The organism is Pseudomonas sp. SP16.1, from assembly GCF_052682975.1.
This window is the reverse complement of record NZ_JBQYFZ010000001.1, coordinates 4,189,561-4,202,250: the sequence shown is the minus strand read 5'-3', so window position 1 is coordinate 4,202,250 and position 12,690 is coordinate 4,189,561. Positions and strand designations below refer to the sequence as shown.

8 protein-coding genes are annotated in these 12,690 nt (G+C 70.0%); 3 read left to right on the top strand and 5 right to left on the bottom strand.

Going from position 1 to position 12,690, the window contains the following annotated elements; all coding sequences use genetic code 11:
- The first annotated feature begins 30 nt into the window (after positions 1 to 30).
- The 3 genes from ACUTAF_RS19850 (at position 31) to chrA (ending at position 2,447) form a co-directional block, all read left to right on the top strand.
- A complete protein-coding gene (locus ACUTAF_RS19850; protein WP_445581597.1) occupies positions 31 to 456 on the top strand; it encodes a secondary thiamine-phosphate synthase enzyme YjbQ in 426 nt (141 codons plus the stop codon).
- Positions 457 to 533: 77 nt separating this feature from the next.
- Positions 534 to 857 carry a transcriptional regulator SutA gene (gene sutA, locus ACUTAF_RS19845; protein WP_445581596.1) on the top strand — a complete coding sequence of 108 codons (324 nt, stop codon included), beginning with the start codon at positions 534 to 536 and terminating at the stop codon, positions 855 to 857.
- A 258-nt stretch (positions 858 to 1,115) separates the two neighbouring features.
- Positions 1,116 to 2,447 carry a chromate efflux transporter gene (gene chrA / locus ACUTAF_RS19840; protein ID WP_445581595.1) on the top strand — a complete coding sequence of 444 codons (1,332 nt, stop codon included), beginning with the start codon at positions 1,116 to 1,118 and terminating at the stop codon, positions 2,445 to 2,447.
- Positions 2,448 to 2,485: 38 nt separating this feature from the next.
- Here the strand turns inward: chrA and ACUTAF_RS19835 are convergent, their stop codons facing one another.
- Genes ACUTAF_RS19835 through ACUTAF_RS19815 form a run of 5 tightly spaced genes read right to left on the bottom strand, consistent with a single transcriptional unit; the run spans position 2,486 to position 11,611 of the window.
- Positions 2,486 to 4,150 carry a diguanylate cyclase gene (locus ACUTAF_RS19835; RefSeq protein ID WP_445581594.1) on the bottom strand — a complete coding sequence of 555 codons (1,665 nt, stop codon included), beginning with the start codon at positions 4,148 to 4,150 and terminating at the stop codon, positions 2,486 to 2,488.
- Positions 4,143 to 4,529: a response regulator gene (locus tag ACUTAF_RS19830; RefSeq protein ID WP_445581593.1), complete on the bottom strand. Its 387-nt coding sequence runs from the start codon at positions 4,527 to 4,529 to the stop codon at positions 4,143 to 4,145. Before ACUTAF_RS19830 ends, ACUTAF_RS19835 begins: the two co-directional genes overlap by 8 nt.
- Positions 4,522 to 7,428 (bottom strand): CHASE domain-containing protein, encoded by a 2,907-nt coding sequence (locus ACUTAF_RS19825; RefSeq protein WP_445581592.1) that lies wholly within the window; start codon positions 7,426 to 7,428, stop codon positions 4,522 to 4,524. The genes ACUTAF_RS19830 and ACUTAF_RS19825 overlap by 8 nt, the downstream gene beginning before the upstream one ends.
- Entirely contained in the window at positions 7,425 to 9,347 is a 1,923-nt protein-coding gene (locus tag ACUTAF_RS19820) for an ATP-binding protein (protein ID WP_445581591.1), read from the bottom strand. Before ACUTAF_RS19820 ends, ACUTAF_RS19825 begins: the two co-directional genes overlap by 4 nt.
- Entirely contained in the window at positions 9,344 to 11,611 is a 2,268-nt protein-coding gene (locus ACUTAF_RS19815) for a PAS domain S-box protein (protein ID WP_445581590.1), read from the bottom strand. Before ACUTAF_RS19815 ends, ACUTAF_RS19820 begins: the two co-directional genes overlap by 4 nt.
- Positions 11,612 to 12,690: the final 1,079 nt, after the last annotated feature.

Sequence of the window (12,690 nt, the reverse complement as noted above, 5' to 3'; positions counted from 1 at the left end):
GCGCGCTGGAGCCATCGGGAGCAATCGAGGATGTGGCAGCAACGCGTCATCAGCCTGCGCCCGCGCAGCCGCGGTTTCCACCTGGTCACCGAGGAAGTGCTGGGCGCCTTGCCGGAACTGAAAGACCTGCGTATCGGTCTGTTGCACCTGTGGTTGCAGCACAGCTCGGCGTCGCTGACCGTCAACGAGAACGCCGACCCCGCGGTGCGCCGTGATTTCGAGCGTTTCTTCAATCGCCTTGCACCCCAGGGCGAGGCCGGATACGAACACGACGACGAAGGCCCGGACGATCTGCCGGCGCACTTCAAGAGCAGCCTGCTGGGCGTTCAGCTGCAGCTGCCGATACAGGACGGGCGCCTGGCGCTCGGCACCTGGCAGGGCATCTATCTCGGCGAGCACCGCGACCATGGCGGCGTGCGGCGGGTGCTGGCGACCCTGCATGGCGAGGCCATTTGAATTTTTTCCGCTCGGGCAGTGAAGGCTGCGCGACTGGGCTATAACTAACCTGCTTTTCGCAAGTCATGAGGTTGAACATGAGCGACGAAGACCTGGAACAAGACGACCTGGACGGAGCCGACGAGGACGACGGTGAGGAGCTGGCGGCTGCCGACGACGGCGACAGCGGCGACGACGAGGGCGACGGCGGGGCCGTAGCCAGCGGCAAGAAGAGCAAGGCCAAGGCCGTCGAAGTCGACGAGCTGCCGAGCATCGAGGCCAAGCAGAAGGAACGCGACGCGTTGGCCAGGGCGATGGAGGAGTTCCTCGCCCGCGGCGGCAAGGTGCAGGAGGTGGAACCCAACGTGGTCGCCGACCCGCCCAAGAAGCCCGACAGCAAATACGGCAGCCGCCCCATCTGAGGGCGGCAGGCCACGAAGAACCCGCCCGCCAGGCGGGTTTTTTGTTTTCCGCCATCCATGGCGGCAACCCTGCGGGCCGTCGCAGGCGAGGTCAGAACGCGTTCCCGGCGAGCGTTCGTGTCCGGCACGCCGATCTGCGTCAGCCGTTCGGCGCGTAGCGTCGGCCCGTCGCGTTGCGCCGCGTCACCTCGGTGTCATCTGCAATGAACCGGCGCCGGTTATAGTGCGCCTTCGCATCCGCCTGGAGACCGCGCCGCCATGTCCGAACGTCCCGCCCCCGTCAGCCTGGCCGAGGCCTTCTGGTTCTGGCTCAAGCTCGGCCTGATCAGCTTCGGCGGCCCGGCCGGGCAGATTTCGATCATGCACCAGGAGCTGGTCGAGAAGCGCCGCTGGTTGTCGGAGCGGCGTTTTCTGCATGCGCTGAACTACTGCATGCTGCTGCCCGGGCCGGAGGCGCAGCAGCTGGCCACCTACATCGGCTGGCTGCTGCACCGCAGCTGGGGCGGGGTGATCGCCGGGGCGCTGTTCGTGCTGCCGTCGCTGCTGATCCTGATCGCCCTGTCCTGGGTCTACCTGGCCTTCGGTGACGTGCCGCTGGTGGCCGGGATCTTCTACGGCATCAAGCCGGCGGTGACCGCCATCGTCCTCCAGGCGGCCTGGCGCATCGGCGGGCGCGCGCTGGAGAACCGCTGGCTGTGGGCGATTGCGGCGGCGGCCTTCGTCGCCATCTTCGCCCTGCAGCTGCCGTTCCCGCTGATCGTGCTCGGCGCGGCGCTGCTCGGCTATCTCGGCGGCCGCCTGATGCCGCAGCATTTCGCCGTCGGCGGCGGTCACGGCGCGGCGGACAGATCCTATGGCCCGGCGCTGATCGACGACGACACCCCGGCGCCGGCCCATACCCGCTTCCGCTGGCCGCGCCTGGCGCTGATCCTGTTGCTGGGCGTGCTGCTCTGGCTGTTGCCGATGGCCACGTTGACCGCGCTGTTCGGCTGGCAGGGCAGCCTGACGCAGATGGCCTGGTTCTTCACCAAGGCCGCGCTGCTGACCTTCGGCGGCGCCTACGCGGTGCTGCCCTACGTCTATCAGGGCGCCATCGGCCACTACGGCTGGGTCACGCCGACGCAGATGATCGACGGACTGGCCCTGGGCGAGACCACGCCGGGGCCGCTGATCATGGTAGTGGCCTTCGTCGCCTTCGTCGGTGCCTATGGGCAGCCGGTGCTGGGCGGCGATTCGGCGCTGGCCAGCGGCGTGCTGGCGGCCTGCCTGGTCACCTGGTTCACCTTCCTGCCGTCGTTTCTGTTCATCCTCGCCGGCGGCCCGCTGGTGGAGTCGACCCACGGCGAGCTGAGGTTCACCGCGCCGCTGACCGGCATCACCGCCGCGGTGGTCGGAGTGATCGTCAATCTGGCGCTGTTCTTCGGCTACCACGTGCTCTGGCCGGAGGGCTTCGCTGGCCGCTTCGACTGGCCGGCGGCGCTGATCGCCCTGGCAGCGGCGCTGGCGCTGCTGCGCTTCAAGCGTGGGGTGATCGAAACCATCGCCGGCTGCGCCCTGGTCGGGCTGGCGCTCCATCTGCTGAGCGCCTAGCGCCCAGCAGGCGTTCAAGCGCAGCTCGAGCCAGGGCCTCAGCTGGCCAACCGCACCTGATTGCGCCCGCCGTGCTTGGCGGCGTACAACGCCTTGTCGGCGCGTTCGCGCAGCTGTTCGGCGTCATGGTGCACGTCGGTGCCGGCGATGCCGGCGCTGAGGGTGCAGGAGAACTCGCCGCCACCGGCGATGAAGCGCAGTTCGGCGAAGCGTTCGCGGATTTCGTCGACGATCAGCTTGGCCTGTTCCGGCACGCAGTCCGGCAGCACCGCGAGGAACTCCTCGCCGCCATAGCGGCCCAGGCTGTCGACCCGGCGCAGGCGCTGGCGCAGCAGGTTGGCCAGGGCGCGGATGACGTTGTCGCCGGCGGCATGGCCGTGGCTGTCGTTGACCTGCTTGAAGTGATCGATGTCGAGCATCACCACGCTGGCGCGCTGGCCGCTGCGCAGGGAGCGCTCCAGCTCCAGCGCCACCTGCTCCTTGATGTCGCTGTGCTTGAGCAGGCCGGTCAGGCTGTCGCGCGCCAGCGCGTTGGACAGCAGGCGGGCGCGCTGCGCGCGGGAGAACACCGTGGTGACCAAGGCGTGGTCGGAGATGGGCTTGGTGACGAAGTCGTCGCCGGCCTTGATCAGCGCGTTGAACTGCTTGGCGATGTCGGTTTCCGCCGACAGGTAGATGATCGGAATGCGCAGCCATTCGTCGTTGCAGCGGATTACCTGGGCCAGCTCCGGGCCGCTGCAGTCCGGCATGTTGACGTCGAGCAGCACCACTTCGGGGTTGAAGCTCTGCAGGTGGGCGAAGATCTGCGCCGGGTCGCGCACCACCTCCACCAGCATGCCGGCGCCGCGCAGCACCAGGCTGTAGCGGCTGGCCAGGTCCTGGTCGTCGTCGACGACCAGCACCCGGTAGGGCGCGCCGTTCTGCTGGGCGAAGCAACGCTCCAGGCGGCTCTCCAGCTGCGGGATGTCCACCGGCTTGGTGAACAGGCCCAGGGCGCCGGCGCGCACCGCCTGCAGCTGGGTGGCGAAGTTGTCGTGCTGGGTCAGCACCAGCAGGGGCAGCGGCTCGTCCAGACGCTGTTGCAGCGCGGCGGCGTACTCCAGGCCGTCGCAGGTCTCGCCGGGCAGCTTGACGTCGATGATCAGGGCGTCCGGCAGCTGTTCGCGCAGGGCGGCGTCGAGGCCGGCGATGGAGTCGAAGTGCTCGGCGCGGTAGCCGAAATTGTCCAGGGTCTGGCGCATGCTTTCGCCCACCTCGACCTCGCTCTCGAGTATGTAGATGCGCTGCGTGCCACTCTCGCTGCGCGGCACCCAGCTCGCGCGCCCGGGCTGAGCGCCGGGGGCGTCGGCGCTCGGCGGCTGGCTGCCGAGTTGCCGCAGCGCCGTGACCAACTCGAGCAGTGCCTGGCGTTGCTGCTGCTGGCGCTCGAGCCACAGATCGCTCTGCTGTTCCAGCTCGCGCGCCTGCTGGCCGAGCTGGCTGAAGCCGAAGGTGCCGGCGCTGCCGGCCAGGCGATGCAGCTGCTCACGCACTGCTTGCAGCAGGCACGGGCGCTGCGTTTCGTCGGCTTCGAGCAGTCGCTCGGCCTGCTCGGCCAGCTGCGGCAGTTCCCGGCGCAGGCGTTCGGCGAACTGCTCGCCGAGTTGCTCCAGGTGTTTTCGCAGGGCCTCGGGGATGGCGTTGCCTTCTTCGTGCTTATCCATGGCGCTGGCTCCAGATCTGCCGCACCTGGGCGGCGAGCTGCATGGGGTCGAAGGGTTTGATGATCACGTCGCGGGCACCCAGGTTGCGGTACTGCGCCACTTCGCCGGGCTGCACCTTGGCGGTCATGAACACCACCGGCACTTCGTCGATATCGATCAGCTCGCGCAGCCGCTCCAGTGTCTGCGGGCCGTCCATGCCCGGCATCATCACGTCGAGCAGGATGAAGTCGGGGGCGAACCCCAGTACCTGGTCGAGGGCCTCCTGGCCGTTGGCGCAGCTGAGCACCTCGAAGCCGCCGACGGCCTCGAGCGCCACCCTGGCCACCGCCCGGATCGAAGGGTCGTCCTCGACGTGGAGGATGCGCTTGAGTTCAGACATGGCCGGTCTCCTTGGCAGGTAGCAGGCGAGTGAGCTGTTGCAGGAAGTGTTGTCCATCGTCGCGCGATTTGGCCAGCGCGGCGCTCACCCGGGCCAGCTGCAGGCCGTCCAGCTCGCTGGCCGAGAGCACCAGCACCGGCAGCTCGGGCCGCTTGCGCTGCAGCTCGTCGAGCAGTTCCAGGCCGTTGCCGTCGGGCAGGCCGAGGTCGAGCAGCACCAGATCGAAACGCCGCTCGGCGAGCAGCCGGCGCGCCTGGCTGAGGCTGTCGGCGGCGACGAACTCGGCCAGCTCGCGGGCCTGTTCGGCGACCACCCGGTGCAGGTCCCGGTCGTCCTCCACGTGCAGCACCCGCGGCCGCTCCGGCAGGTCGCGCAGGGCCCTGGCAAGGCTGTCCAGCAGGCGCTGCGGGTCGATCGGCTTGCTCAGCCAGTCGAGCGCCGTCACGCCGCCGCCCAGTGCCAGGCGGCCCTCCTCGCAGGCGGCCGATACCACCAGGATCGGCAGCTCGCGGTAGCGCGCATCGGCGCGCAACTCGCGCACCAGTTGCAGGCCGTCGCCGTCCGGCAGCTTAAGGTCGAGGCTGATGGCCAGCGGCGTCTCCTCGCTCAGGCATGCATGCGCCTCGGCCAGGCTGTGCGCCAGGCGCACCCGGTAGCCGGCGTCTTCCAGCAACTGGCGCAATACGCTGGCGACGTCGGGGTCGTCCTCGACCACCAGCAGGCTGTGCCGAGGCTGCGCGTCGGGGCGGTTCTCCTCGGTGGCATCGAGCAGCGGCAGCTCGAACCAGAAACTGGCGCCCTGGCCCTCCACCGAGTCGAAGCCGACCCGGCCGCCCATGCGCTCGATCAGCTCCTTGCTGATCGCCAGGCCGAGGCCGGTGCCGCCCTTCTTGCGGCTGTCGCTGGAGTCGGCCTGGGAAAACTTGGCGAAGACGCGCTCGCGGAACTCGGCGGCGATGCCCGGTCCCTGGTCGCTGACGCAGATCCGCACCTGGTCGCGCTGGCGGCTGGCCCGCACCAGCACCTCGGCGCCGGGCGGCGAGTACTTGGCGGCGTTGGAAATGAAGTTCGCCAGCACCTGCTGCAGGCGCATGGCGTCGGCGCGCACGCCTATCGGCGGGCACTCGGCCAGGCGCAGGCGCACCTGGTGCTGGGCGGCGTAGGCCTGGTTGCTGGCCAGCGCCTCCTCGAGCTGGGCGGCCAGCGGCCAGGGACGCAGCTCGAACGGCATCTTGCCGGCCTCCAGCTTGTCCATGTCCAGCAGGTCGTTGATCAGGTGGCTGAGGCGCTGGCTGTTGCCCAGGGCGATGGCGAGCATCTGCCGCATGCTTGCGGGCACCTCGCCGAGGGCGCCGCCGTTGATCAGGCCGAGCGAGCCGGCAATGGCGGTGAGCGGGGTGCGCAGCTCGTGGCTTACGGTGGAGACGAACTCGTTCTTCATCTGCTCGACGCGCCTGCGTTCGGTCTGGTCCATGGTGGTGCCGGTGATGCGCAGCGGGCGGCCATCGGCGCCGCGCTGGATGTAGCCGCGCAGCAGCACGGGCAGCGACGCGCCGTCGACGCAGAGCAGGCGGCAGTCGAGGGTGAAGTTGCTGGCGCCCTCGTGCACGGCCTGCATCAGGTGCGCGCGGGCGGCCGGCAGGTCGTCCGGGTGCACCAGGCGTTCCCAGGCCAGCGGGTCACCTGCGAAGCCCGGCGGGCCCTGTTCGGGATGGCCGAGCATCTGCCAGCCGCGGGGCGAGGCGAAGAAACTGCCGGCTTGCAGGTCGATGTCCCACCAGCCGTCGTTGCTGCCCTTGAGCGCCAGGGCCAGGCGCTCCTCGCTGCGATGCAGCTGCTCGGTGATGCGCTCGGCCAGCTCCTGCACCTGCACGCGGCGCAGGCTGAGGCTGCTGATCAGGAAGAACAGCAGCAGGCTGGCGCAGCCGCCGAGGGCTAGCAGCGGCCCTTCGCCGCGATGCTCGCGCTCGAGATAGCCGGGCGCATGGTGGAAGTCCAGGTGCCAGCGCTGGCCGAACAGTTCCAGCTGGCGCTGGCTGGCGGCCGGCTCTGCGGCCGGCGTGTCGCCGCGGCTGCTGTAGAGCAGTTCGGTGCGCTTGGCGGCCGGGCTGGCGTACAGCTGGAAATCCAGCTCGCGCTTGCGTTCGCCGAGGATGCCCTGCATCAGGTCATGTGCCCGGTACGGGCTGTAGGCGAAGCCGCGCAGGGCGGCCAGGCGCTGCTCGGGGCTGTCCAGCGGCCGTCCCGGCCAGTACAGCGGCACGTACAGCAGCAGGCCGGGCTGCACCTTGCCGTGGGTCTCCTGGACCAGGGTGACGCGGCCGGACAGCCGGCTCTGGCCGCTGCGCGCGGCGTCCAGCATGGCGGCGCGGCGCACCGGCTCGGACAGCATGTCGAAGCCGAAGGCGGCCAGGTTGCGCCCGGCGAACGGCTCGATAAAGCGGATGGCGCTATACAGCGCGCGTTCGCCGCGCGGGTGCAGGCGAAAATTGACGAAGCCCTCGGCGCGCATCTCGGTTTCGAATCCGTGCAGCTGCTCGGCGCGCAGCACCTGGCTGAAACCCAGCCCCTGGATGCCCGGGTAGCGCTCGCTCAGGCGCAGGCGCTCGGCATAGCCGTGCCAGTCCTGGCGGGTGACCTGGTCACTGGCTTCGAGCAGGCCGGCCGCGCCGAGCAGGATGTTCTCCTGTTCGCGCAGGCGCTTGACGATGGCCCCGCTGACTTCGTCGGCGAGCAGCTCGAACTGGCGGGTGGCGCTCTCGGTCTGGCTCTGGCGCAGGTGGTGCCACGCCAGCAGCGTGGCGCCCAGGGCCAGCGCCAGCACACCCCAGGCCGGCAGGTTGGCGCGGCTGAACAGGCGGCCGAGCAGCTGCAGGCGCAGGTCGATGGCGCCGTTCATGGCCGAGCGTCCGCCAGCGGCAAGTCGAACCAGAAGGTGCTGCCCTGGCCCTCCACCGAGTCGAAGCCGATCCGCCCGCCGAGACGTTCGACGATCTCCTTGCTGATCGCCAGGCCCAGCCCGGTGCCGCCCTGGCGGCGGGTATCGCCGGCGTCGGCCTGGGCGAATTTGCTGAAGATCCGCGGGCGGAAGCTGGCCGGGATACCCGCGCCCTGGTCGCGCACGCTGATCCGCACCCAGCCTTCGCGCGGCGCGCCGGCCAGCTCCACGCTCTGGCCGGTGGCGGAGAACTTGGCGGCATTGGCCAGCAGGTTGGCCAGTACCTGCTCCAGGCGCTGGGCATCGGCCAGCACCCGGCAGTCTTCGCCGGGCAGCAGGCGCAGCCGCACCCGGTGGTGCTCGGCGTAGGGCTGGTTGCTGTGCAGCGCCTGCTCGAGCAACGGCCGCAGGGCCAGCGGCTGCAGGTCGAAGTGCATCTTGCCGGCGGCCAGCTTGTCCATGTCCAGCAGGTCGTCGATCAGCTTGCGCAGGCGCTGGCTGTTGCTCTCGGCGATGTCCAGCATCTGCCGCATGGCCTCGGGCACTTCGCCGAGGGCGCCGCCATTGATTAGGCCGAGCGAGCCGGCGATGGCGGTCAGCGGGGTGCGCAGCTCATGGCTGACGGTGGAGACGAACTCGTTCTGCAGCTGCTCGCCACGCTTGCGCTCGCTGATGTCGCTGATGAAGCCGTGCCAGAGCACCTCGCCGCCGGGCAGGCGTTGCGGCGCGGCGCGTCCCTCGACCCAGATCGTCCCGTGCCGCGGATGCCGCACGCGATATTCCTGGTGCCAGGTGGCGAGCGTCTCGGCCGAGCGCAGGATGGCCGCCCGCACCTCGGCGATGTCGTCCGGGTGCAGGCGGGCGAGGGCCGGCGCGGCATCGTTGAGCACTTGCGCCGGAGCGCAGCCGTAGATATCGAGGATGCCGGCGCTGGCATAGGGGAAGCAGCTGCTGCCGTCGGCGCGCAGCAGGTACTGGTAGACCATGCCCGGCAGCTGCGCGGCGATGCGCTGCAGGCGCAGGCGCGCCTCTTCGCGCTGGCTGAGGTCGTTGGCCACCAGCAGGTAACCCTGCAGCGCCTGGCCCTCGGCGCGGATGGTCGACAGGTTCAGGCGCACCGGCAGGCTCTGCCCGTCGCGGGCGCGCAGGCATCCCTCGGCGCTCTGCGGACCCGCGCCGCAGGCCAGGCACAGGCGTTCGAACTGGCCGGCTTCGGTGAGCAACTGCGGCAGGTGCAGCTCGCCGAGGGCCTCGGCCGAGTAGCCCAGCAGCTGCCGGGCCTCGGAATTGCTGCGTTGCACCCGGCCCTGCGGGTCGAGCACCAGCACCGCGCTGCCGGCATTGGCCAGCATGGCCTGGTGCATGGCGCTCTGCTCGGCCTGGCGGCGCGCCTGCAGGCGCAGCTCGAACAGCTCGCCGGTGAGCCGCGCCAGATGCTGCAGCTGGGTGCGCTGGTGCGTGTCGAGATGGCGCGGCTGGCGATCGATCACGCACAGGGTGCCGAGGGCCAGGCCCTGGCTGTCGTGCAACGGTATGCCGGCATAGAAGCGGATGTGCGGGGCGGCGGTGACCAGCGGGTTGTCGCGAAAACGCGCGTCGTCCAGGGCGTTGTCCACTTCCAGCGGGGCGTCGGCGTGTACCGCGTGGGCGCAGAAGGCATGCTCGCGCGCGGTCTGTTCGGCGTCCAGGCCGACCCGGCTCTTGAACCACTGGCGCTGGGCGTCGACCAGCGAGATCAGGGCGATGGGCGTATCGCAGATCTGCGCCGCCAGCGCGGTGACATGGTCGAACATCGCCTCGGCCGGGGTGTCGAGCAGCTCCAGGGCCTGCAGGGCGGCCAGGCGCTGCTGCTCGTTGTCGGGGATCGGGGCCTCGCTCATCGCTCACTCCCTGTGATCGGCAGTTCGAACCAAAAGGTAGCACCCTCGCCGGGCGCGGAGTCGAATCCGACATGGCCGCCCATGCGCTCGATGATTTCCTTGCAGATGGCCAGGCCCAGCCCGGTGCCGCCCTGCTGCCGGGTGTCGCCGGCGTCGGCCTGGGAGAACTTGCTGAAGATGCGCGCCCTGAAGGCCTCCGGTATGCCCGGGCCGTGGTCGGCGACGCTGACCCGCAGCACCTCGCCGCAGCGTCGCAGGCGCACCTCGACGCGGCCGTCCGGCGGCGAAAACTTGGCCGCGTTGGAAAGCAGGTTGGCCATCACCTGGGCCAGACGCTGGGGGTCGACGCGCACCCGCCCGTCGCCCTCCACCTGCAGCGCCAGCTGCACCCGGTGCTGGTCGGCATAGGGCTGGTTGTGCAGCAGCGCCTGCTCCAGCAGGGGGCGCAGCGGTTGCGCCTGCAGCTCGAAGTGCATCTTGCCGGCGACCAGCTTGTCCATGTCCAGCAGGTCGTTGATCAGCGCGCTGAGGCGCTGGCTGTTGCTCTGCGCGATCGCCAGCATCTGCCGCATGGCCTCGGGCACTGCGCCGAGGGCGCCGCCGTTGATCAGGCCGAGCGAGCCGGCGATGGCGGTCAGCGGGGTGCGCAGCTCGTGGCTGACGGTGGAGACGAACTCGTTCTTCATCTGCTCGATGCGCTTGCGCTCGGCGATGTCGCGGATCACCGCGATGAAGCGGCGCTGGCCCTGGTGGCTGATCTGCGATACCGCCAGCTCCATGGCGAAGCGCTCGCCGCTGCGACGCAGGCCCTCAAGCTCGCGGATCTGACCGACCACTCGCGCCTCGCCGGTGCGCAGGTAGCGCTGCAGATAGCCGTCGTGGGCGCTGCGATAGGGTTCGGGCATCAGAAGGCGGACGTTGCACCCGGCCACCTCCTCCTGACGGTGGCCGAAGATGCGCTCGGCGGCGTGGTTGAAGGTCTCGATGCGGCCCGTCTCGTCGATGGTGACAATGGCGTCGATGACGTTGTCGAGCAGGGTGCGCAGGTAGTGCTCGCGCTCGCGCACCGCGCGCTCGGCGGCGACGCGGTCGCTGAAGTCCTGGATCTGCGCGACGAAATGCACCGGCACGCCCTCGCCGTCGCGTACCAGCGAGACGCTGAGCAGTACCCAGAGCACCCGGCCCTGTTTGTCCAGGTAGCGCTTCTCCATCTGGTAGGCGTTGATCCGCCCGGCCAGCAGGTCGGCCAGTTTCTCCAAATCGGCGTCCAGGTCTTCGGGGTGGCTGACTTGCTGGAAGGTGCTGGCCAGCAACTGATCGCGGCTGTAGCCTAGCATCCGGCACAGCTCGTCGTTGACCTCCAGCCAGCGGCCGTCCGCGGCGACCAGGGCCATGCCCTGCGGCGCGGTGGTGAAGGCGTTGCGAAAGCGCTGCTGGGTCAGGCGCAGCTCGTCTTCCATAGCCTGGCGCTCGCTGATGTCCCAGATAAAGCCGTCGATCCACAGCAGCCGGCCCTGGGCGTCGTACTCGCCGCGGCCCTTCTCGCGCACCCAGACGTTGTGGCCGTCGGCGTGGCGCAGGCGGTAGGTCAGCTCGAAGCTTTCCTGGCGCTCGACGGCCTCGCCGGCGCGGTAGGTGATGGCCAGGTCGTCCGGGTGGACGATGCTGGCGAAGTTGCGCACGCGGTTGTCGATGAAGTCGCTGGGCGGATAGCCGCTGAGGCCGAGGATTCCCTCGCTGATGTAGCGCATGCTCCAGTCGGCGTCGTTGGCGCAGCGGTAGACCACCCCGGGCAGGTTGGCCACCAGGCCGCGGAAGCGGCTCTCGCTCTTCTGCAGGGCCCGCGTGGCCTGCTGCAGCTCGCTGATGTCGCTGGCGATGCCGAGGAAGCCGGTGATCTGCCCGTCGTCGTCGAACATGGCGCTGATGGTCAGGTTGACCTGGCGCAGGCCGCCGTCCTTGCGCCGGTAGGTCCATTGGCGGGTCTCTGGCTCGCCGCTGCGGGCGTTGTGCACGAAGGTCTCGAAGCCGGCGACGGGCGTGCCGCTGGCCTCGCTCAGGGCGGCGGCGCGGGCGTCGATTTCTTCGCCGAGATGGAAGCTGGCCGGGGTCTGCCGGCCGATCATCTCATCGGCGCCGTAGCCGAGCAGGCGTTCGGCGCCGGAGTTGAACAGGCTGATGCGGCCCTGTGGATCGGTGGCGATGATCGACACGCCGGTGGCCGAGTCCAGCACCGCCTGCAGGTAGGCGCGCGCCTCGCGCACGGCCTGCTCCTGCTGCTGGCGTTCCAGGGTGGCGCCGACCCAGCGTGCGAACAGGCAGAGGAATTCCCGGTCGGCGGCGTCGAAGGGGCGCTTGCGCGGCGCTGGCGAAGGCCAGGGTGCCGAAGCGCCGGCCGGCGACCCAGACGGCGGTGCCGATGTAGCTTTCCAGGGCGAACAGCTGGTAACAGGGATGGCGACGGTGCGGCGACTCGGCCATGTGCGTGATGCTCAGCGCCTCGTCCTGCTGCAGCGCCAGGTTGCAGTAGGTGTCGCCCAGTTCGAAGCACTGGTCGTCGTGCAGCGCCCCAGCGGGGGAGACCTGCACCAGCACCTGGTAGCGCTCGCCTTCGATGCGACTGACCAGCCCCAGCGGCATGCCGAAATGCGCGGCGCCCAGGCGCAGGGCCTGGCGCAGCTGTTCCTTGCTGTTCAGGCCGGGCAGCGCGGCGATTTCGTTGAGCGCCCGCAGTGCGGCCTGCTGGCGTTGCATCAGGCTCTGGGTAGTGCGCCGGGTCGCGCGCAGCAGGAGCAGCAGCAGCGCTTCGGCGCCGAGCCAGGCCAGCAGCCATTTCAGCACCAGCCAGCGCTTGTCGCCGCGGTGAAGCTCGTATTGCTCGCTGACGTCACGCCAGATCAGCGCCAGCGCCGCCGGCTCGGCGCTCGGATCGTGCCGCTGGCGATAGCTGGTCAGGGCCAGCTGGTTGAGCAGGTAGTGGCGCCCGCCATCGTCGAGCAGGCGCAAGGCGTCGCCTTCGCTCGGCGCGGGCAGCGCCTGGCGCAGTTGCCAGGCCAGCACCTGCGGGCGCGAATGGCCCATCAGGCGCCAGCGCTGCTCGCCGCTGCCCCGGCCGAGCCGCGCCTCGCCGCTGTCCGCGTGCAGCAGCAGGTCTTCGCGCAGCAGCAGGGCAACCCCGCCGTCGAGGTCGCGATCGAGCTGGGCGAGGTCATCGAGCACGCCCATGGCCACCTCTATCGCGCCGACTGCCACGGGGCCGTCGCTGCCCTCGACCTGCAGCGGGGCGATGGCACGCATGCCGATGCTGCCGCGGGTCAGGCCGAGGCCGGCCTGGCTGGAGGCG